18 protein-coding genes and 2 pseudogenes are annotated in these 19,626 nt (G+C 71.8%); 10 read left to right on the plus strand and 10 right to left on the minus strand.

From position 1 onward, the window contains the following. Positions 1–55 precede the first annotated feature (55 nt). The 3 genes from ABT015_RS11945 to ABT015_RS11955 form a co-directional block, all read right to left on the minus strand. Positions 56–1,300, minus strand: a complete 1,245-nt coding sequence (locus ABT015_RS11945) for a cytochrome P450 (RefSeq protein WP_350878648.1) — start codon at positions 1,298–1,300, stop codon at positions 56–58. Then, the gene (locus tag ABT015_RS11950; protein WP_350878650.1) at positions 1,281–2,474 is read right to left on the minus strand and encodes an acyltransferase family protein; all 1,194 of its coding nucleotides are present in this window, start codon (positions 2,472–2,474) and stop codon (positions 1,281–1,283) included. Before ABT015_RS11950 ends, ABT015_RS11945 begins: the two co-directional genes overlap by 20 nt. Before the next feature lie 243 nt (positions 2,475–2,717). Next, complete coding sequence (locus ABT015_RS11955; RefSeq protein WP_350878652.1) at positions 2,718–3,692, minus strand: helix-turn-helix transcriptional regulator; 975 nt, start codon at positions 3,690–3,692, stop codon at positions 2,718–2,720. Between the two features lie 55 nt (positions 3,693–3,747). Here ABT015_RS11955 and ABT015_RS11960 point away from each other — a divergent pair, with 55 nt between their 5' ends. Both ABT015_RS11960 and ABT015_RS11965 read left to right on the plus strand, forming a co-directional pair. Then, on the plus strand, positions 3,748–3,921 hold the full coding sequence (locus tag ABT015_RS11960; RefSeq protein WP_350878654.1) for a hypothetical protein: 174 nt from the start codon (positions 3,748–3,750) through the stop codon (positions 3,919–3,921). Further along, complete coding sequence (locus tag ABT015_RS11965) at positions 3,918–4,523, plus strand: NIPSNAP family protein (RefSeq protein ID WP_350878655.1); 606 nt, start codon at positions 3,918–3,920, stop codon at positions 4,521–4,523. Before ABT015_RS11960 ends, ABT015_RS11965 begins: the two co-directional genes overlap by 4 nt. Positions 4,524–4,743: 220 nt before the next feature. On the opposite strand, the gene ABT015_RS11970 is transcribed toward ABT015_RS11965, so the two are convergent. After that, a complete protein-coding gene (locus tag ABT015_RS11970) occupies positions 4,744–5,790 on the minus strand; it encodes a glycosyltransferase (protein ID WP_350878656.1) in 1,047 nt (348 codons plus the stop codon). 337 nt (positions 5,791–6,127) lie between these two features. Between ABT015_RS11970 and ABT015_RS11975 the strand changes: the two genes are divergently transcribed. Beyond that, positions 6,128–6,736 (plus strand): ArsR/SmtB family transcription factor, encoded by a 609-nt coding sequence (locus ABT015_RS11975; RefSeq protein WP_350878657.1) that lies wholly within the window; start codon positions 6,128–6,130, stop codon positions 6,734–6,736. After that, positions 6,733–8,043, plus strand: a complete 1,311-nt coding sequence (locus tag ABT015_RS11980; RefSeq protein WP_350878658.1) for an MFS transporter — start codon at positions 6,733–6,735, stop codon at positions 8,041–8,043. The genes ABT015_RS11975 and ABT015_RS11980 overlap by 4 nt, the downstream gene beginning before the upstream one ends. 51 nt (positions 8,044–8,094) lie before the next feature. Here ABT015_RS11980 and ABT015_RS37960 read toward each other — a convergent pair whose 3' ends face one another. Beyond that, on the minus strand, positions 8,095–8,370 hold the full coding sequence (locus ABT015_RS37960; protein ID WP_502897289.1) for a DUF6980 family protein: 276 nt from the start codon (positions 8,368–8,370) through the stop codon (positions 8,095–8,097). After that, the gene (locus ABT015_RS11985) at positions 8,301–8,879 is read right to left on the minus strand and encodes a GNAT family N-acetyltransferase (protein ID WP_350878774.1); all 579 of its coding nucleotides are present in this window, start codon (positions 8,877–8,879) and stop codon (positions 8,301–8,303) included. The genes ABT015_RS37960 and ABT015_RS11985 overlap by 70 nt, the downstream gene beginning before the upstream one ends. 286 nt (positions 8,880–9,165) lie before the next feature. Here ABT015_RS11985 and ABT015_RS37965 point away from each other — a divergent pair. The 4 genes and pseudogenes from ABT015_RS37965 to ABT015_RS12005 all read left to right on the plus strand — a co-directional run. Then, positions 9,166–9,417: pseudogene (locus tag ABT015_RS37965) on the plus strand (class I SAM-dependent methyltransferase); the annotation flags it as partial. A gap of 72 nt (positions 9,418–9,489) precedes the next feature. After that, positions 9,490–9,864, plus strand: coding sequence for a hypothetical protein (locus tag ABT015_RS11995; protein WP_350878659.1), 375 nt, complete (start codon positions 9,490–9,492; stop codon positions 9,862–9,864). Between the two features lie 215 nt (positions 9,865–10,079). Continuing rightward, a complete protein-coding gene (locus tag ABT015_RS12000; RefSeq protein WP_350878661.1) occupies positions 10,080–10,565 on the plus strand; it encodes a hypothetical protein in 486 nt (161 codons plus the stop codon). 286 nt (positions 10,566–10,851) lie between these two features. Continuing rightward, entirely contained in the window at positions 10,852–11,445 is a 594-nt protein-coding gene (locus tag ABT015_RS12005; RefSeq protein WP_350878662.1) for a DUF4291 domain-containing protein, read from the plus strand. 133 nt (positions 11,446–11,578) lie between these two features. Here the strand turns inward: ABT015_RS12005 and ABT015_RS12010 are convergent. Continuing rightward, positions 11,579–11,896, minus strand: a pseudogene (locus ABT015_RS12010) (TetR family transcriptional regulator); the annotation flags it as partial. 621 nt (positions 11,897–12,517) lie between these two features. Between ABT015_RS12010 and ABT015_RS12015 the strand changes: the two are divergent. Both ABT015_RS12015 and ABT015_RS12020 read left to right on the plus strand, forming a co-directional pair. Next, on the plus strand, positions 12,518–15,328 hold the full coding sequence (locus tag ABT015_RS12015; RefSeq protein WP_350878663.1) for an SdrD B-like domain-containing protein: 2,811 nt from the start codon (positions 12,518–12,520) through the stop codon (positions 15,326–15,328). 124 nt (positions 15,329–15,452) lie between these two features. Further along, a complete protein-coding gene (locus ABT015_RS12020) occupies positions 15,453–15,941 on the plus strand; it encodes a helix-turn-helix domain-containing protein (RefSeq protein WP_350878664.1) in 489 nt (162 codons plus the stop codon). Between the two features lie 91 nt (positions 15,942–16,032). On the opposite strand, the gene ABT015_RS12025 is transcribed toward ABT015_RS12020, so the two are convergent. From ABT015_RS12025 to ABT015_RS12035, 3 genes are all read right to left on the minus strand, one after another. After that, positions 16,033–16,635: a ClpP family protease gene (locus tag ABT015_RS12025; RefSeq protein ID WP_350878665.1), complete on the minus strand. Its 603-nt coding sequence runs from the start codon at positions 16,633–16,635 to the stop codon at positions 16,033–16,035. A 1-nt stretch (position 16,636) separates the two neighbouring features. Beyond that, complete coding sequence (locus ABT015_RS12030) at positions 16,637–17,275, minus strand: ATP-dependent Clp protease proteolytic subunit (RefSeq protein ID WP_350878667.1); 639 nt, start codon at positions 17,273–17,275, stop codon at positions 16,637–16,639. A 217-nt stretch (positions 17,276–17,492) separates the two neighbouring features. Continuing rightward, a complete protein-coding gene (locus tag ABT015_RS12035; protein ID WP_350878668.1) occupies positions 17,493–19,427 on the minus strand; it encodes a DUF8189 domain-containing protein in 1,935 nt (644 codons plus the stop codon). Positions 19,428–19,626: the final 199 nt, after the last annotated feature.

Genomic DNA, 19,626 nt, shown 5'->3' on the forward strand with positions numbered 1-19,626 from the left:
CGCCGCTGTCGTGGCCGCCGGCGGGCGCGCTGCCAGGCCCTCGGAGCCGCGGACGTCACCAGAGGACCGGCATGCTCCGCAGGCCGAAGACGATGTCGTTGTGCTTGAACGCGGACTGCGCCAACGGCTCGGCCAGCCGTAGCCCCGGCACGCGGCGCAGCAGGGTGGTCAGCGCGACCTGCAGCTCGATCCGGGCCAGCTGCTGGCCGATGCACTGGTGCGGACCGAACCCGAACGCCAGGTGCGCGCGGGGCGGTCGGCGCAGGTCGACGGTGTCCGGGGCCGGGAACACGTCCTCGTCCCGGTTGCCGGACGGAATCGCGGCGACCAGCCAGCTCCCCGCCTCCGCCTCGACACCGCCGACGGTGACGTCCTCGGTGGCGTACCGCAGCAGCCCGAACTGGATCACGGACAGGTAGCGCAGCAGTTCCTCCACGGCGGTGCCGATGGTGTCCGGGGCGGCCCGTAGCGCGGCCGCCAGCTCCCCGTCCGCCATCAGCACCAGGGCGCTGAGCGCGATCATGTTGGCGGTCGACTCGTGCCCGGCGACCAGCAGCAGTACCCCGAGCGTGGCCAACTCCGTTGCGGTCGGCGGTCGTTCGGTCGCCTCGCCGCGGATGATCAGCCTGCTCAGCAGGTCGTCCTGCGGCTCGGCCCGGCGCCGAACGATCAGCTCGCCCAGGTAGTCCACCAGTCGTCGGGTGGCCGCGTCGCGGGTGTCCGCGTCGGCCTCGAAGCCGATCAGCACCTCGCTGTCGCGCTGGAAGGACTCGTGGTCGCCGTAGGGCACGCCGAGCAGCTCGCAGATCACCAGCGACGGGATCGGCAGCGCGAAGTCCCGTACCAGGTCGGCGCTCGACCCGGCGAGCATCGCATCGACGTGCCGGTCGGTGATCCGCTGGACGGACGGACGCAGCGCCTCCATCCGCCGCATGGTGAACTCGCCGATCAGCAGCCGTCGCAGCCGTGCGTGCTCTTCGCCGTCCAGCTGGATCATCGAGCCAGGGGCCGGGTCGCGCCGGTCGTAGGAGGGCAGCATGTGCATCGATCCCGCGCCGCGGGAGCTCAGCCGGGGATCCGTGAGCACGCTCCGGATGTCCTCGTGGCGGCTGACCAGCCATGCGTCCATCCCGGCCGGGCAGCGCACCGGTGACACGGGCGCGTGGGCGCGCAGCCGAGCGTAGGTCTCGTCGGGGTCGAAGGGGCGGGAATCCGGCCGGGTGACCGGGAATTCAGGGGCTTCGGGGGCTTCGGGGGCTTCGAGCGGTTCGGAGGCCGGGTCAGGGCCGGGTTTCGTCATGGGTGACGGCTCCAGGATGACGGAGGGCGCGCGCGTCGCGCCGACGCGTACGGGGCCAGCCCGTAGGGGGCAGGCCGTCCTCGCGGACCGGGGTGGGTCCGGCGCGGCGGCCGCGCGGCCGGCTGAAGCGTCGGACCGCCGGGCGCTCGACCAGCGTGTAGAGGGCCGCTGCCAGGGCGAGGCTGATCGCGACGGTGAGCAGGATGTGCACCAGCCTCGTCGACGGGGTGGCGGTCGCCGCTTCGCCCGTGGCGTGCACGCCGTCGATCGGGCCGTACTGGATGACGAGGTAGTGCACGAGGTAGAGGGCGAACGAGATCTCGCCGAGCCACACCATGGTCCTGCCGCTGAAGGGCGTGCGTGCGGTGCGCACGTCGGCGGCGGCACCCGCCGCGATCAGCAGGGCGAGTGCGGACGCGGTCGGTCCGGCGCAGAGCCGGAACACGCCGGGCAGGTTGGACTGGAGCACCACGCAGGCGGTCGTCAGGAGGAACGCCGGCGTCATGCCCAGGCGGATCCACCTCCCCGAGATCACGATGCGCGCCATCAGGATGCCGAGGACGAATTCGAGCATCCTGGTGAAGGGCAGGCTGTAGGCGAACCAGGACTGCAACTCGGCGATCGCAGGGTCCCATGAGGTGGCCGGCCGCGTCGGCAGCACCTGGGCGGCGAACGGGACGGCGATGATCGCGATGGCGACGCCCGCCGCCCACGGCCACAGCCGCGCCGGCCGGATGCGCCCGATGAGGCGGATGAGCCAGGGGAACGCGAGATAGAAGACCAACTCGCAGCCGAGGGTCCAACTCGGCACGTTGATCCCGGTCAGCCCGCCGAGGGCGTCGAAGTCGGGAATCCAGGGCTCGATCAGCAGCAGCGGCGGAATCGTGTTGATCAGCATGATCGGCACGCCCGCGGCGGCCATCAACGCCACGGTGGCCGTGAAGGTCGTCAGGTGATTCGGAAGGATCTTCACCAGGCGTCGGCGCCAGAACAGGAGGGCGGTGTCGTTCGGGTCGGCGACCCAGGTGAGGATGAAGCCGCTGAGCACGAAGAAGAACGCCACCCCGACCGGTCCGAGGGTCGTGATCACGTACGGCAGCCCGGGGTGTATCGATCCGACGATCTGACCGGCCAGGTGGGATACCAGCACGGCGAACGCCGCGATGAAGCGCATACCGGTCAGCGACGGCAGGCGACTCGGACGAGCGGACGGTTCCGGCGACTGCATCACCGCTTCCCTGTCGATGACGACATCCACGCCACCAAGGCTTCCCGTGAGGAATCCGAGCACGTGCGCAGACTGTTCAAGCCACTATCGAATGGACCCGTCGGGACGGTCAAGCGGATTTTCTCGATGCACTACATCGCACCGTGCGGTCCCGTCAGGTCGGAATGCAGGGACGGGACTTCACCCACGTCAGGCCCCGTACCGGTCGGCGAGTGCGCGGGCGGTCGCGGCCAGCCGGGCACGCAGTTCCGGTGGTTCGAGGACCTCCACGTCGGTGCCCAGTCCCAGGAACCCGTCGTGGGCGTGGCCGAGGGACTCGATGGGCACGGACGCCCTGGTCCAGCCGTCCGCCTCGGCCACCCCCGAATCCGCGACCGCGCGGTCGAACGCGCGGCCGAACTGCTCTCGGCCCCGGGCGACACCGCGCGACGACAGTCGCACCGTCGCCTCCGCGGTGTGCAGTCGGGCATGGAAGTCAGCGAGCCCGTCCCGCCAGTGTGCGACCAGGTCGAAGCCCGCGGGCATCTCGAACTCCTCTCCCAGCTCCCGCAGTTCGAGGATCTGGTCGACCCGGTACGTACGCGGGGTGGCACCGTCCGCGGCGGCGACCAGATACCAGCGGCCGGCCTTGAGGACCAGTCCGTACGGCTCCAGTCGCCGTTCCACCTCGGTGGGCGCCTTCCACCGCCGGTAGCGGACCCACACCCTGCGCCGGTCCCAGAGCGCGGCCGCGACGGCCGCCAGGTGCGGCGTCTCGTCCACGTCCCCGTACCAGCCGGGCGCATCGAGGTGGAAGCGCTCCTGGATCCGCCCGGCCCGCTCGCGGAGCTCCGCCGGCAGGGCGGCCCGCAGCTTGAGCTGGGCGGCCGCCAGTACCTCGCCCAGGCCCAACTCGGCCGCCTGGCCTGGCAGCCCGGCCAGGAACAGGGCCTGCGACTCGTCGGCGGTCAGGCCCGTCAGCCGGGTGCGGTACCCGTCGAGCAGCTGGTAGCCGCCGCCGTGACCGGCCTCGCCGAACAGCGGGATCCCGGCGGCGCCGAGCGCTTCAAGGTCTCGGTAGACCGTGCGGACCGACACCTCCAGCTCGTCGGCGAGCTGCCGCGCCGTCATCCTTCCCCGGTTCTGGAGGAGCAGGAGCAGTGAGATCAGTCGGCTGGCGCGCACGGCTGCCAGTATCCACTGACAGGAGGTGTCAGTGGACCGGTTCTAGCCTGCGGCCATGATCGATTCCGACTTCCTCCACCGTTCCCGGGGCATGGCCGTCCGCAGACTCACCGGGATGCCGGCCGACGGTGACGGCCGGGGGCAGGAGTTCCCCGTGAACGGCGGACGCAGCCGGGCGCTCGACCGGGTCGCGGAGCTCAGCCGTGTCCAGTCGCAGGGCGCCTCGTGAACATCGTCGAACTGCGCCAGTACACCCTGCACCCAGGCACCCGCGACACACTGATCGCCCTCTTCGAGCGGGAGTTCGTGACCGGACAGCAGGCGGTGGGCATCACCGTCGACGGCCGGTTCCGGGACCTGGACGACCCGGACCGCTTCGTCTGGCTGCGCAGCTTCCCTGACATGGCGTCGCGGGCACGAGCACTGCACGCCTTCTACTACGGGCCGGTCTGGCAGGAGCACCGGGACGCCGCCAACGCGACGATGGTGGACTCGGACGACGTCCTGCTGCTGCGCGGCCCGGGCTTCACCGCCCCGGCCGACGCCGGGCGGGTCGTCGCGACCATCTGCCACCCCCTGGACCCCGCCGCCTTCAGCGACCACTTCGAGCGGCATCTGCGCCCGGAACTGGCCGACCGGACCCCACCGTTGGCGGTTCACCGCACCGAACACGCGGAGAACGACTTCCCCGCCCTGCCCGTACGGGTCGGCGAGGACGTCCTGGTGTGGTTCACCACCGGCGACACCGCCCCCCTGCCGGACCTCTCGACACACCTGCACTCCGCCCCGCAGCACCTGCACCTCTCGCCCGTGCCGCAACACTCCCGCTGAAGCCTGTCGCGGCGGGCCGTGGGTGAGCAGGCCGACGTCCGGCCCGACCTGCTGCTCCCACCCGCCGGGGACGGGTTCGTGCGAGGTGGCGACGGCCTGCACCACGCTGGTGCGGGCCGTCGCTCCCCGTTTTCGGGTCTTTCGGGTCTTTCGGGCTTTTCAGATCTTTCGGGCCTTTCGATGCGGTGGCCGGCGGGAATGGAGCAGTCCGGCTGAAGCACTACGAAGCGGCCGGTGGTTCCACCCGGGCATGTGTCTCCGGCGGCACCGGGAAGCGCCTCAACAACTCCTCCATCCAGGCGGCCGGATGGGTGGCCGTGGCCGCGCCACCGGGGAGGGCACGCGCTTTGCGGATGCCCTCGATCAGCGCCTCGACGGCGGCCTCGGCGGTATACCGGTCGGCGACCCACTGACGGCCCGCCCGCCGCACCTCATCCTGGCCGGGCAGGTCGAGCAGCTCAAGGGCCTTGTCCGCCAACCGATCCGTTTCGAGCTCCGGGATCCGCCACGCGGACGGCGAGTCGAACAGCTCCGCTCCGCCGCCGGCGGCGTAACCCGTCACCAGACAGCCGCTGGCCATCGCCTCGGCCGGCGGCAATCCGAAGCCCTCGCCCTCGGGCGCTCCCAACGCGATGAACACCGACGTGTCGGACAGGACGCGAGCGACCTCCTCGTGGGGGACCGCGTGGATGTCGTACAGGTCCACACCCTCGGACCGCGGGTCGGCGTGCAGCAGACGGCGCAGCAGCGTGGTCTCGATCGGGCGCTTGCGGGACATCCACGCGATGCGCCGAACCCGCCCGGTCGACGCCGGTCGGAACACTTCGGTGTCGATGACGTTCGGCACCAGGTGCGGTTCGAACTCGGGCAGGGCGCGGCGGAACATGTCGACGCCCGCCTTCGAGATCGTCCACAGAGCCGGCCGGTCCGACCAGCCCGGATACGGGCCGGGGTCGGGGCAGGTCAGGAAGTTGACGTAGTGCCCCTGCGAGTAGATCACCTTGTGGCCGCCGGGCGCCGGGTCGTGGCCCGGGACGACGCTGACCTCGTGCAGCACGAGCACGTCCTCGGGCCCGAGGTCCAAGGTCATGCCGGACAGCGTCGGCACGTCGTCGTCGAACCACGTGTAACGGAATCCCGGCGTGGGCGTCCAGCGGAACGCCTCGACGCCGACCGCCCGCAGCAGCGCGACCTGCTGGTTCAGCACCCGAATGCCGCCCAGCGGGAACTGGAACTCGAACGACGCGTAGATCACCCGGCCGGTCACCGTACCTCCCGGAGAAACAACGATCGGCGGGACCGGACCACGGAGGTTACGGGCGTGGGCAGTTGGGCCAGGGAGGCGGAGGCGGCCTCGCCCTCCCGGGGCCGTGGAGCAACGTCCGTGCACAGCGGCTGGGCCTGGCCCGTACTCATACGCCCAGGGTGGCAGCAATGCCCCCGCGTGTCACCGCCTCGACGCGGTCGGGGGACAGAAGGGCTGGACGCGGGCACGGAACCCCGTCGTGGCCAGGACCGGAGATGGGCGCTGACGGCAGGACCACAGACGAAACCGTCGACGTGAGAGTTGACTCTCACGAATTATGAGAGGAAACTCTCACGCCATGGCCTCCAATAATCGCCTGGGCGATATCGAGATCACCGACCCCCAAGCCATGCGGGCCTTGGCGCACCCGGTGCGGCTGGCGATCCTCGACCACCTCCACCGACACGGGCCCTCGACCGCGACACAACTCGCGCCTGACGTGGGAGCGACGCCGTCGGTGACCAGTTGGCACCTGCGCCACTTGGCGAGCTTCGGGCTGGTCCGCGACAGTGAGCCCGGCCCGGACCGACGCCAGCGGCGGTGGGAGGCCGTGGCACGCGGCTTCCGATTCGAGGCGCCGCAGGACCCGGCCGATGAAGAAGGCCGGTCAGCCGCGCGGGTGCTGTCGCAGCAGATGTTCCTGCGCCACGCAGACCTCCCGAGCCAGTGGGCCGCCGAGGTCGAACCCGGACTCGATTCAGAATGGGGCAGGTTGGCCGGGCTGGCCAGCACCCGCGTCGTCGTCTCGGCTGAGGAACTCGCCGCCATCGAGGACGGGATCGAGCGCCTTCTCGCGCCGTACGTGACTCGCGACCCGGCCGAGCGGCCCACGCAGGCCCGCGGCGTCCGGCTGATGCGCTACGTCCTGCCGGAAGGCGCCGCGGAGCAGACCGGGCAGACGTCGTGAGCGACCCTGACCAGGGCGCCGCGATATCGCTGTGGCGGGATCGGCGGTTCCGCCGCTTCTGGGCCGGTCAGTCGGCCTCACAGTTCGGCGACAGGATCACCGAACTGGCCCTGCCCCTGATCGCCGTCAGCACCCTGGACGCCTCGGCCAACCAGGTGGCGTGGCTGACCGCACTGGCCTGGACGCCGAACCTGCTCGCAATCTTCCTGGGGGCATGGGTCGACCACCGCGCCCACAAGCGCCGTCTGATGATCTTTGCCGACCTGATGCGCGCCGCAGTACTACTCAGTGTCCCGGCGGCCTACCTGTCAGGGTCGGTGACGCTGGGACAGTTGTATGCGGTGGCGCTGCTGACGGGCGCAGCAGGGGTGCTGTTCAACACCGCCTATCCGCCGTTCTTCGTGCGCCTCGTGCCACAAGCGTCCTACGTCGACGCGAACAGCAAGCTCAGCGCCAGCCGGTCGGCGTCGTACGTCGCCGGCCCGGCCATCGGCGGCGTTCTGGTCCAGGCGCTGACCGCACCCGTCGCCGTCGTCGTGGATGCCCTGACCTTCCTGGTGTCGGCGCTCCTGGTCGGTCGCGCCTCGGTGGACGAACCGCCTGCCGTCTCCGGCGCTGCAGCGGCACCCCCGCTGTTGCCGCGTGCCCGAGAGGGGTTGTCGTTCGTGGTCCACCACCCGGTACTGCGGGCGGCTCTCGGCTGCGCGGCGACCGTCAACTTCTTCACCTTCGTCGCGGGCAGTGGGCTGATCGTCCTGTTCGCCAGCCGGGGCCTCGGGCTGTCGGCGGGAGCGATCGGCATCGCGTTCGGGATCGGCGCGACCGGTTCCCTCCTCGGCGCGGTGTCCGCCCCGAAGATCTCGCGACGGTTCGGTGTGGGGCGCAGCATCGTCGTCGGCGCGGTGCTGTTCCCGGCGCCGATCGCCATAGCCGCCGTCGCAGGCGGCCCGCTCTGGCTCCGTGCCGGCGCCTTGGCCGCAGTCGAATTCCTGTCCGGCTTCGGCGTCATGCTGTTCGACATCAACCTCAACTCCCTCCAGGCCACGGTGATCCCCGACGGCATGCGCAGCCGCGTGGCCGGCGCGTACAGCACGATCAACTACGGCACACGCCCCGTCGGCGCCATCGTCGGAGGGCTGCTCGCGTCCTCCGTCGGCCTGAGGGCGACGCTCCTCGTCGCCGCCATCGGCGGAGCCCTGTCACTGCTCTGGCTGCTGCCCTCACCGATACCCCGCGTCCGCTCCCTGGCACCGGACGGCGCCGCGGATGCCGACGGCGCGAACGGCGAGCGGCCGATGCCTTGTTGACCGGCCGGACATCGCCCGGCCGAGACTCAAGCGGGGTGGGAGAGGGTCGGTTCATCCCGCTTGAGACAGTGCGGCGATCCAACTGCCGTCCAGAAACTCGGCAGGGACCTCGTCCTCCGTCCTCCCACGAATCGATCCCCGGCGTTCCAACTCGTCGAACCACCGGTCCCGCTGCGACTCCGGCAGACGCCGGCCGCACCAGGGGCAGGGACTCCTCGACCAACCCGGACGCGGCCGCCACCGGAAACGGACTAACGTCACACTTCGTGGACCGGAATCGGCACAGCCGACGGCCGCCACTCTCGCCGGATCAACCCGAACACCCACGAGTCGGACACCTCGCCGTTCACGACGCAGTCTTCCCGCAACGTCCCTTCACGCACGAATCCGACCTTCTCCAGGACCCGGGCGGATGCCACGTTGCGCGTATCGGTCTCGGCCTGAACCCGATTCAGGTCCAGTGCGTCGAATGCCCACTGCAGCACGGCGGTTGCGGTCTCCGTCGCGAAGCCGTGGCCCCACATCGCCTCGTCGAGGCAGTAGCCCAACGACGCGCTGCGGTAGTCCGGGTTCCATCCGGTCAGGCCGCACCAGCCGACGAAGGCCCCGTCGGAAGCACGGTCGATGGCCACCCGCGCCCCGGTGCCTTCGTCCGCCATCTTCCGGCACATCGCGATGAAGCGCTCGGCGCGGGCCTGTTCGGTCCACGGCGGGGAGTCCCAGTAGCGCATCACATGGGTGCTGCTGTGCAGCGCGAAGAGGGAGTCCGCGTCGGCGTCGGTGAAGGGCCGCAGTCGCAGGCGAGCCGTCTGCAGAACGGGGGTGGCCAGAGTCATGCGCACCATCTTGTGTCCTCTCGGACAGACAGAACACCGAATATCCCTCAGTGGGTACTGACGGCCGAACAGGACGGCCAGGGCGAACAGGACGGCCAGGGCGAGCTGGAGGGTTGCGGATGCCGGGCGCCGCCGCCAGAGGCACAGACCGCCGGTGACCAGCGTCACCGTGAACGCGACGACCAGCCGAGGGACAGCAGTACGGGCGCCGCATTGACGCCCGCCGAGGGCCGGGCGGAGTCCATGCCCGAGCGCGGCCTGAAGGACGGCCGCGAACAGGACGACATCCAGCGCCAGCAGAGACGCCACCACCGACAGCGACTCCGCGACCTTCCGGGAGAGCCACGACTCCCGCCTCGACGCGCGGTGGGGCACCAGGCCCAACGCCGTCCTGGAAGAACTCGTCACCGCCCTCGCGCCCGCCCCCGGCAGGGCGCTGGACCTGGGCTGCGGACACGGCGGCGACGCGCTCTGGCTCGCCGGCCTCGGCTGGGACGTCACCGCCGTCGACGTCGCGCGGGCCGTACACCGTGCAGCGACCCCGGATAATGGCCGTTGGCCGCAGGCCGGCGGCGCCGGCGGCCCCGATCGATGGAGAGGCAGCGGACGGATGACCCTGAAGGAAGGCCGGCGCGTCAGGTTGGCCGAGGATCTCGGGATCGGTGAGGCGGTCGCCGGGGAGCCCGGGGCCGTCGTCGGGTTCCTCTCGCTGGGATCCGGGATGGAGGGCACCGTCGAGCGGGTGGACGGGGAACTCCCGGAGAGCCATGAGGTTCGCGAGTACCAGCGGCTCAAGGCGCTGTTCGAGGACTACGGGCACACCATGCCGGCGGCGAGCCGCGAGCGCCTGGAGGCGGAGATCGCCGCGCTGGAGCCGCAGTGGACCGCGCACCGGGAACGGGGGAGCCGGGTGACGGTCCGGGTCCGGCTGGACAACGGCTTCGTCCTCGACGGGGCGGACCAGGACATCCTCACTCCGCTGTGAGGGAGGACGTCTCCGAGGTCTTCGCCGGGACGGGCGGCCGCCCGGGTGCTCGTACACCACGCCAGCAGACAGACGATGGCCAGGCGTGGCGAACGGTGCGGTGAACGGCGCGGGCAGCCTCGTCCATCGTTTGTCTGTCGGTGCGGCGCATCGTTCACCACGGCGCGGGACACCGCCCGCGCCACCCACCGAAGGCACACGGAATCGAGGGAACCATGCGTACCTCCGCACGCTTCGCGGCGCTGGCAGCGGTCAGCGCCATCGGGCTCGGCACCATCGCCACCGGCACCGCCCAGGCCGCCCCGGCCACCGCCCAGGCCACCACCCAGGCCGCCCGGAGCACCACGGTCCACCTGCACAACGGGACCGGCTGCTCGCTCTACCGGACCGGCTACGCTCTGGCCCACGGCATCTGGACGCAGGGCCAGGAGCCGCCGCAGATCCTGGGGAACACCGGCGACACCACCTTCCAGTCGGAGAGCAACGGGTTCCTGACCGGCACCGAGGGCTGGGCGACGTTCACCACGTACGGCTGCGAGGAAGGCTGGCGCAACAACAACACCGTCGCGCTGCACTGGGCCAACCCCTACACCGGTTCCAACAGCTACGACGAGAACGGCACCAGCAGCGTCTTCCGCACCACCCGTGAGAGCGGCTCCGGCGACAACGCCGACGTCTACTGGGGCGTGTGGAAGAACTGATCCCGGCCGTCGGGCACCGCCGGGGTCGGGCAAGCGCCGCCAGATAGTCCAGGATCTGTCCGGCGCCCGCCCCCGCCCCCCGGCGCCTGTGTCGGGTGATCCGGCGCCTGTACCGCCGCGCCGCTCGCCGCACGCCGCCGCATGACAAGCATGAAAAGCACGACAAGCACGACAAGCACGACAAGACGGTGCCCGCCATTGGGTGCCGAACGGCCCGGGCCGTTCGGCACCCTCCGGCCCGGTAATTCGATGGCATGATGCGCGCCGAACCCCGACCCTGGTCACCGTGTCAGAACCCAAGCATCGGATCCGCGCCCTCCACACGGCCACCACCGTGACCGTCTACCAGGCGTACGCTCCGGAGATCGGCCTGCCCGCCGCGCAGGACGGCCACTTCCCGGCTGCCTGGAAGAGGGACCGAATGACGTGGATCAAACCGTCGTTCCTGTGGATGATGTACCGCTGCGGCTGGGCGGGCAAGGAGGGCCAGGAAACCGTCCTCGCCATCGAGATCACCCGTGAGGGCTTCGAATGGGCCCTGGCAAACGCCTGCCTGGCCCACTACGAACACGGGCTGCACCCCGACCGCGCCACCTGGAAGCGCCGGCTGAAGCGGGCCCCGGCCCGGGTGCAGTGGGATCCCGAACGCGATCTGCACCTACAGCCGCTCCCCCACCGCTCCCTCCAACTCGGCCTCGCCGGCGAGGCCGCCGAGCGCTACGCGGAGCAGTGGATCGTCTCGATCGACGACGTCACCGCACTCGCGCACACGATCCAGGCCCAGGTGAGGGACGGGGCCCTGGAGGCCGCCCGGCAGCTCCTTCCCGCCGAGCGCCCCTATCCGGCGGGCGACGCGCTGCTGAACCACCTGCGCGGCTGAGCCGGTCCCGAGCGTTCGGGGCCACGGGCTGCTCGTCCCGTCCTCGTCGCGACCGGTGCGTGCACGCCGGCGACCGTGCCCCGGAATCTCCGCGGGCGCCTCACCCGGGCGGGCCGACACGAGCCGCCGGTGGTCAGCCGTCGGCGGCGAGGCGGTTCAGCCACTCCCCCAGCAAGTGCTGCTCGGCGCTGCTGAGCTTCGTCTGTTCGGGCAGCGCGGCACGCAGGGCGCGGGCGGCGCCGGCCGGGCCCGGTTCGTTCACGGCCGGCTGGTCGTTGGTGACGGCGGCGACCATGCACTCCCGGAGGGTGGTCAACAGGGCCGGGTCGCGCCGGTCCTGGGGCAGGGACAGCCAGGTGAGCACGGCGCCGCGCGCCGTGGCGTGGATGATCTGGGCCGCGAGTTCCTCGGCGACGCGGCGAGTCCGGCCGGCTCGCGCTCCCCGCGGACGGGCCGGTCGCCTGGACCGCGCACGCCGACCTCGCGGACGCGACCGCCGCCGTCCTGGCCGACGAGGGCCGCTTCGACGGCCCCACGCCGCCGCTCACGGGCCGACAGACGCTCACCTTCGACGACATCGCCGCCATCGCCACCGAGCTCACCGGCCGCACCGTCACCCGGGCCATCGCCCCCGACGACCGGTTCCGCACGCGGCTGACAGGCCAAGGCGTCCCCGCGGAAACCGCCGACCAACTGCTCGGCATCTTCGCCGCCAGCCGCGCCGGCGAGTTCGCCACCACCGACCCCACCCTGGCCGACCTGCTCGGCCGCGAACCCGTCACCCTGCGCACGGTGCTGCGCGAGCACCTGTCCGAAAGCTGATCCACCAACGGCGCCGACCTGAAGGCCCCCCGGGCAGGACGGCGCCCGGGTGCCGGAACGTCGGCGCCGCAGGGGTCCGGGCGCTTCGGGCGTCGGGATTTCTCCTGCGGTATGCGAACTTGTGCGGTCGTATCCGAACTTGATGCGATTTCCTGCCCTTCACCTGTCACACACACCGGTGAATGCGTCCCGAAACCAGGACGTGGACGACCGGTTGTCGCTCTCCTGGGGTCCTGTCCGGATCGGGCAGATGTCCGCCGACCATGAGAGTGGGGATCAGGTGGGGACGAGAAGGAGAAGGAAGGGCGTCGCGCGGGCCGCGGTGCTCGCCGCCGCGTTGTGCGGCGGCGGGGCGCTGACGGCACCGACGGCGTTCTCGCAGACGGAGGACGGGACGGTGACGGTCCGGGTGATCCGGGCCGTGGACTCCTCCGGGGTGTGGACGCCCGCGCTGGAGCCGGGGCTGGCGGGCGTGAAGGTGACGCTCACCGGTGACGCGCGGGCCTACGTCGAGGGCACCACCGGGGCCGACGGGACGGTGACGCTGGCGCCGCCGCGGAGCCGGGAGCACGGCGGCGGCGCGTACCGGGTACAGGTGGTGAATCCGAAGCCGGGCGTGCTGTTCCCGGCGTTCGCCTCGCGGCAGGGGCTGGACGGCGCGCCGAACCAGCTGAGCTCCAACGAGGAGTTCGTCGACCTCTCCGGCGGCAAGAACGTCTCGTACACCACCGGGCTGTGGTACCCGGGGGACTACTGCCAGCAGAACGCGCCGCTGGTGACGACCTGCCAGAACACCACCTGGGGAGGCGGCGCGCAGCGCACGCTGGTGTCGTTCCCGTACCGCGCGCGCGGCCAGGACGGCGTGGACGTCAACGTCACGAACCTCGCCACCGACGCGCAGACGGGCACGCTCTACGGCATCGCGTGGAACAAGGCCGACCGGCGGATCTTCTCCTCGGCGTCGGCCAAGCGCACCACGGACTACGGCCCCGGCGGCGCCGGCGGCATCTACGTGACCGACCCGGCGCAGGGGCGGACCACGCTGTTCACCACCGTCCCGGACGCCGGCAGCACGGCGCACGGACCGGGGACGGACGACGCGTTCCTCGTCGCTCCGGGCAAGGAGAGCCTCGGCGGGCTCAAGGTGACGAACGACGGCCGGGACCTGTTCGTCGTCAACCTCAACACCCGCACGCTGTACCGCTACGACGCCACCGCGCCGACGGCCGCGCAGCCGAAGGGCGTCTACCCGATCCCGGACCCGGGCTGCGCCTCGGCCGGGGACTGGCGGCCGTTCGGCCTGGGCCTCCAGGACGGCGTCGGCTACCTCGGCGGAGTCTGCTCGGGCGAGTCGACGGGCAAGGCGTCGGACCTGCGGGCGGTCGTGCTGCCCTTCGACCTGGCCACCGGCCGGTTCCGCGCGGCCGTGCTGGACCAGCCGCTGGACTACCCGCGCCAGTCGACCGTCGGCTCGGGCCCGTGCGACGGCGCGGGCTGGTTCCCGTGGACGAACACCTACCCGACCACGCAGAACGGCCAGACCTGCGCCGGTTACCGCGCCCAGCCGGAGCCGGAGCTGGGCGAGGTCGGCTTCGAGACGGACGGCTCGATGCTGCTGGCCTTCCGCGACCGCATGGCCGACCGGGCGACGGGCCAGTCGGCGTCGGGCGCAGCGGTGGGCGAGGTGCTGTCGGGCGGTGACCTGAACAAGGCCTGCCTGAGCGGCGGCACCTACGTGCTGGACGCCAACACCGGCTGCGGGCTCTCGCCCCGGGGCACCCGCTTCTTCGACACCAGCCGGATGGGCGTCCACCACAACGCGGCCTACGCCGGGATGGCGCTGTCCAAGGTCGAGAACACCATCGGGACCTCCGGGTTCGACCCCAACAGCACGGCCTTCGGCTACGGCACGTCGTTCGTCCAGCGCGACGGCAGGCAGGACCCGGCGTTCGGCCTGCGGCTCAACCCGGCGAACGTGCCCGCGCCGTTCGGCAAGGGCGCCTCGATGGGCGACCTGGAGGTGCTCTGCGACCAGGCGCCGCTGCAGATCGGCAACCGGGTCTGGTACGACGCCCAGCACAAGGGCATCCAGAAGCCGGGCCAGCGCCCGGTGGAGGGCGCCACCGTCCACCTGTACGACGGGCCGGGGAAGCTCGTCGGCACGGCGCGGACGACGGCGCGCGGCGAGTACTACTTCGACGACTCGAACGTGGACGGCGGGCTCAAGCCGCACACCAAGTACACGATCCGGCTGGACAACCCCGCCGACTTCGCCCAGGGCGGCCCGCTGTACCAGTGGGTGCCCACCCGGCACGACGTCGGCGACAACCCGTTCATCAACTCCAAGGGCGTCGTCCCGCCGGGCGCAACGTTCGCCGAGCGGGAACTGACCACCGGCGGGCCGGGCCAGGACGACCACACCTTCGACTTCGGCTTCCGGCCGCAGGACGGCACGCTGACCCTGGTCAAGCACGACCAGGACGGCAGACCGCTGGCCGGGGCGACGTTCCAGCTGTGGCGCTGGAACGGCGGGCCCAGCTGGCCGCAGACCACCGGCGGGCCCAAGGATTCGCCGGTCGGTGATCCCTGCGTCACCGGGGCGGACGGCATCTGCCGGATCGTCGTCGGGCCGGGCACGTACTACTGGGTGGAGGTGAGCCCGCCCGACGGCTACGCGGCGCCGGCCATCGCGGTCTTCGGGCCGCTGGTGCTCACCTGCGAGACCCTGGACGACGGGATCACGGTGACGGTCGTCAACCGGCTGCTCCCGTCGGTGGGTTCGGGCGCGGGCCCGTCGTCGCCGGATGCGGTCTCGACCCCGACTCCGACCCCGGCACCGTCGCCGAGCCCGTCGTCCTCGGCGGTCGCGGTGGCGGCGGTGGCATCCCCGCCGCCGCCGGGCGCGAGGCCGTCCCGGCCCGATGAGCGGCCCGGCGGCACGCTGCCGACCACCGGCGCGGGCAGCGTGCTGCCGCTCGGCGTGACCGGTGCGGCGGCGCTGCTGGGTGCGGGCGGCGTGCTGGTCGTGGTCGCGCGCAGGCGCGGGGCGCGGCACGCGTAGCGGAACCCGGCCGGGCCCGTGGCGAGTCCGACGGCCACGGGCCCGGCCGGGCGGCCCGTACGGCTTCACCCAGGGCAGAACGCCACTCCCTTCCCCCGGTGCCCCGGATCCCTAGGCTGGAGGGGTGAGCACTCATGCGCCGAACGAAGCCCGCGTCATCCCCCTGCGCCCGCACACCTCGTCGCCCGATTCCGGCGGGGCGACCCGCGCCCCGCAGCGGCCGGCGGGAGCGCCGCCTGCGCCCGCGCCCGCGTCCGCGCCGAGGGAACCCCTGTGGCGCGACCTCGTCGGCGACGCGCTGCGCCGCGAACGGCTCGCCCAGGAAAGGACGTTGAAGGACGTGGCGGAGGCGGCCCGGATCTCGATCCCGTACCTGTCGGAGCTGGAGCGCGGGCGCAAGGAGGCCTCCTCCGAGGTCCTCGCGGCCGCCGCCCGGGCCCTCGGACTCGGCCTCGCCGACCTGCTCTCGCTCGCCCAGGACGAGCTGACCCGGCACACCCGGAGCCAGGTGGGCCGGGGTGGGGTGGGCCGGGGTGGGGTGGGCCCGGGTGGGATGGGCCGGAGCCGCACGTCGCCCACGGCGCGGTACGACGGGCTCTGCCTCGCCGCCTGACCTGGCCTGATCGGACCTGACCTGACCTGGCCCGACCGAAGGCCGGTACGACGGTGGTGTGCCCCGCCGTACCGGCCACGGCCGCGCGGAGTCAGCCGAAGGCGAGCCGTCGGCTCAGCACCTCGTCGGCGAGCCCGTAGGCGACGGCCTCCTCGGCGGTGAACACCTTGTCCCGGTCCATGTCCGCACGCAACGTCGCCACGTCGTGCCGGGTGTGCCGGGACAGCACCTCCTCCACCTGCGAGCGGGTGCGGACCATCTCCTTCGCCGCGAGGCTGAGGTCGGACACCGTCCCCTGCCGGCCGCCGCTGGCCGGCTGGCCGAGCAGCACCCGCGCGTGCTGGAGCACGAACCGCCGCCCGGGGTCTCCGCCGGCCAGCAGCACCGCCGCCGTCGACGCCGCCTGACCGACGCAGAACGTGGAGATCGGCGCCTGCACGAACGTCATCGTGTCGTAGATCGCCATCAGCGAAGTGAACGCTCCACCGGGCGAGTTGAGGTAGATCGCGATCTCGCGTTCCGGGCTCTCCGACTCCAGGTGCAGGAGCTGCGCGATGACCACGTTGGCGACCCCGTCGTCGATCTCGGTGCCGAGGAAGATGATCCGCTCGTTCAGCAGCCGGCTGAAGACGTCGTAGGAGCGCTCGCCCTGCGCGGTCCGCTCGATCACGTAGGGAACCGTGTACGACCCCATGTCACAGCCCCATCCGTCGGCGCGACGCGGCCGGGCGGATGTCGGCGACCGACTCCACCACCCGGTCCACGATCCCGTACTCCCTGGCCTGCTCGGCCGTGAACCAGCGGTCCCGGTCGCCGTCCCGCGCGATCGTCTCCTCGCTCTGGCCGGTGTGCTCGGCGGTGATCCGCTCGATGGCCTTCTTGGTGAACTGGAGGTTCTCCGCCTGGATCTCGATGTCGGCGGCGGTGCCGCCGATGCCCGCCGAGGGCTGGTGCATCATGATCCGCGCGTTCGGCAGCGCGAGCCGCTTGCCGGGCGCCCCCACGGTGACCAGGAACTGGCCCATGCTGGCGGCGAACCCCATCACCAGCGTCGAGACGTCGTTCGGGATGAGCCGCATGGTGTCGTAGATGGCGAGCCCCGCGGTGACCGACCCGCCGGGGCTGTTGACGTACAGGCTGATGTCGGTACGCGGGTCCTCCGCCGACAGCAGGAGCAGCTGCGCGCACACCCGGTTGGCCGACACGTCGTCGACCTGGGTGCCGAGGAGGACGATCCGCTGGGCGAGCAGCTGCGCCGCGAGGTGGTCGTCGAAGCGGCTGGGCGGCGTGCCGCCCTCCTCCGCGCGGGGCGCGAGGGTGGTGAGGGGATTCATCCGGTCTCCTTGTCGAGACACCGAGGTGTCGAGGTGCTGAGGTGTCGAGGTGTCGAGGTGCTGAGGCGGGCTTGCCCTCGACTCCACTCTCGACCCCGGGAGACCTCCGGATGCGTTTTCTCTGCCCGCCGCAGATTCGCCACGGGCAGAGGCGGCGGCTCGGGCCCGGCTGCGGCCTGCTCGGGGCCCAGCCGGAGCCGGGCCCCGAGCAGGACGGTCAGCGCGGCAGGCCCTGCCAGCCGCCGAGGTCGGTGGGCGTCGTGCCCGCGCGGTAGTAGACGCGGGCGTCCGTACCGATCGCGAACACGTGGAGGACGCCGCCGCCGTCGACGAGCGCGGCCGGGTGGTCCAGGACGGTGCCGCCGAGGTCCTGCCAGGTGCCGTAGCCGGCGTTCGGGGCGGTCTGGGCGGTGGTGCTCACGCCGCCGCCGCGGTTGCGCTCGAACAGGACGACCCGTCCGCCGACGGTGGCCGCCGCCGGCTCGCCCACTCCCGCGTGGCCGCCGAGGTTGCCCGGGGACTGGCTCCACGGCCCGCCGGGCCGGGTCTGGTAGCTGACCAGCATCGCGCCGGTGCCGACCTCGCGGTAGGCGAGTTCGATGCGGCCGTCCTGGTCGAGCGCGGCCTTGGGCGGACTGGCCGGCTGGGCGCCCGGGATCGGGGCGGGGCCGGCGATGGCGCCGTTCGGAGCGCTCTGCCACCAGTTGACGATCCCGGTGCGGGTGCTGGCGAACACCTCGATCCTCCCGACGCCGTTGCGGATCGCGGTGACCGGGTCCTGGAGGTCGGTGCCGCCCAGATCCGTCCAGGTGCCCGTCCACACCCCGCCCGGGGTGGTCTGCCAGATGCTGCTGAGGCCGCCCCCGCCGTTCTTGACGAACAGTTGCAGCCGCCCGTCCTGGTTGCCGGCCACCACGGGCACGCCGACCTGGTCCTCGTTGCCGAGCCCGGCGTTGGGGTTGCCGTGGTCGGCCCAGCTGTTCCACCACCAGCCGTTGGGCGCGCCCTGGGGCAGGGAGATGATGTGGTGATCGGTCAGGCGGCGGGCGAAGACCTCCAGCCGGCCGTCGGCGTTGGTCCCGACCGCGATGCCCGGCGCCAGTCGCCCGCCCGGGTCCGCCATCCGCACCGGACCGCCCCAACTGCCGTCCCCCTGACGCCAGTACGTGTAGAGGGCGCCGGCCCGGACGACGAAGACCTGCGGCCGGCCGTCCTGGTTCAGCCCGGCCCAGGAGGTGCCCCGCGACCAGCGGTAGTACATCCGGGAGAACCAGGCGTCGGAGTAGTTCCCCGAGTGGTCGTGGCCGGCGTACTCGGAGACGAACACGCCCTTGGCGCCGGTCGTCGCCGGGTCGAGGTTCACCGGGGAGTCGCTGATGTTGTAGTCCCGGTAGTTCACCTGGATCAGCGGGCCGCCGTAGAGCAGGGCCGCCTGGCCGGCGAACTTCGCGGCGCAGACGTGGTCCGAGTGGTCGCCCGAGTAGCGGCTGTCCGGGAGTTCGTCCTGGGCCCGGAGCACGGTCGGCCGGTACGTCACCATGAGCTGCCGCAGCACCTCGACGACGTCCGCCGCCGTGTAGGTCGACGGCCCGGACAGCGGGCTGTCCTTCGGGACGACCGTGGTGTCGGTGCCGCCGGCCAGGACGCCGCCGAGCCCGGCGTCGTGCAGGTTGAGGAAGATCAGGTGCACCGGGCGGCCCTTGAGAACGTACCGTTCGACCTGCTTGCCCCCGACCGTCCACGCCTCGGCCGTCCAGTGCCCGACCTCGTCGGTCGCCGGATCGGTGTCGCCGACCCCGGTCATCCGGGAATAGGCGTTGATGGCGCCCATCTGGCGGTTCCAGGTACGCAGCGGCTCGCCGGCGGTGTCCCAACAGACCGTGGCGCACGGGTCGCCGGTCGCGTTGCCCGCGGTGACGAACACCGTGACGGACGGGGTGCCGTTGGCGAGCGCGTTGGACAGGTCCGGGTTCATGAACAGGATGTCGTCGTCCTCGTGCGCGACGACCTGCATGAACAGCGGCCCGGAGTCGGCGGCCGGGGCCGCCCCCACGGCCGCGGCCGCGCGGATCGCGGTCCCCTTGGCCAGGACGGGCGCGGCGAGGGCGGTGAGCGCGACGGAGGTGAGGAGTTGCCGTCGTCCGATTGCCATGTGATTCCCCCAATTCGGGATCGGCATGTGAGCACGCCAGGAGGAGGTTAGCGCATGGCCGGGCAGGAAATGCCCTGGGCTGCATCGCGTAAATTGCCAGTGGGGAAAGATAATTGACGCATGATCAAGCCACTTCGTCCACTTCCCGCTCATCGGGCCCGTTTCCGGACGAGCCCGTTCCTTTCCGAGGTGGAATCGA

This window comes from Kitasatospora sp. NPDC094016, from assembly GCF_040304045.1.
Lineage (GTDB): Bacteria > Actinomycetota > Actinomycetes > Streptomycetales > Streptomycetaceae > Kitasatospora.

What these genes read in the sequence shown, in the direction of transcription:
- ABT015_RS11960 (WP_350878654.1), top strand. Translation starts at nt 3,748, where the DNA reads ATGATCGATTCCGACTTCCTCCACCGTTCCCGGGGCATGGCCGTCCGC.
- ABT015_RS11975 (WP_350878657.1), top strand. Translation starts at nt 6,128, where the DNA reads ATGGCCTCCAATAATCGCCTGGGCGATATCGAGATCACCGACCCCCAA.
- ABT015_RS12000 (WP_350878661.1), top strand. Translation starts at nt 10,080, where the DNA reads ATGCGTACCTCCGCACGCTTCGCGGCGCTGGCAGCGGTCAGCGCCATC.
- ABT015_RS12025 (WP_350878665.1), bottom strand. Translation starts at nt 16,635, where the DNA reads ATGGGGTCGTACACGGTTCCCTACGTGATCGAGCGGACCGCGCAGGGC.
- ABT015_RS11945 (WP_350878648.1), bottom strand. Translation starts at nt 1,300, where the DNA reads ATGACGAAACCCGGCCCTGACCCGGCCTCCGAACCGCTCGAAGCCCCC.
- ABT015_RS11995 (WP_350878659.1), top strand. Translation starts at nt 9,490, where the DNA reads ATGACCCTGAAGGAAGGCCGGCGCGTCAGGTTGGCCGAGGATCTCGGG.
- ABT015_RS12030 (WP_350878667.1), bottom strand. Translation starts at nt 17,275, where the DNA reads ATGAATCCCCTCACCACCCTCGCGCCCCGCGCGGAGGAGGGCGGCACG.
- ABT015_RS11950 (WP_350878650.1), bottom strand. Translation starts at nt 2,474, where the DNA reads ATGCGCTTCATCGCGGCGTTCGCCGTGCTGGTATCCCACCTGGCCGGT.
- ABT015_RS11985 (WP_350878774.1), bottom strand. Translation starts at nt 8,879, where the DNA reads ATGACTCTGGCCACCCCCGTTCTGCAGACGGCTCGCCTGCGACTGCGG.
- ABT015_RS12035 (WP_350878668.1), bottom strand. Translation starts at nt 19,427, where the DNA reads ATGGCAATCGGACGACGGCAACTCCTCACCTCCGTCGCGCTCACCGCC.
- ABT015_RS12015 (WP_350878663.1), top strand. Translation starts at nt 12,518, where the DNA reads ATGTCCGCCGACCATGAGAGTGGGGATCAGGTGGGGACGAGAAGGAGA.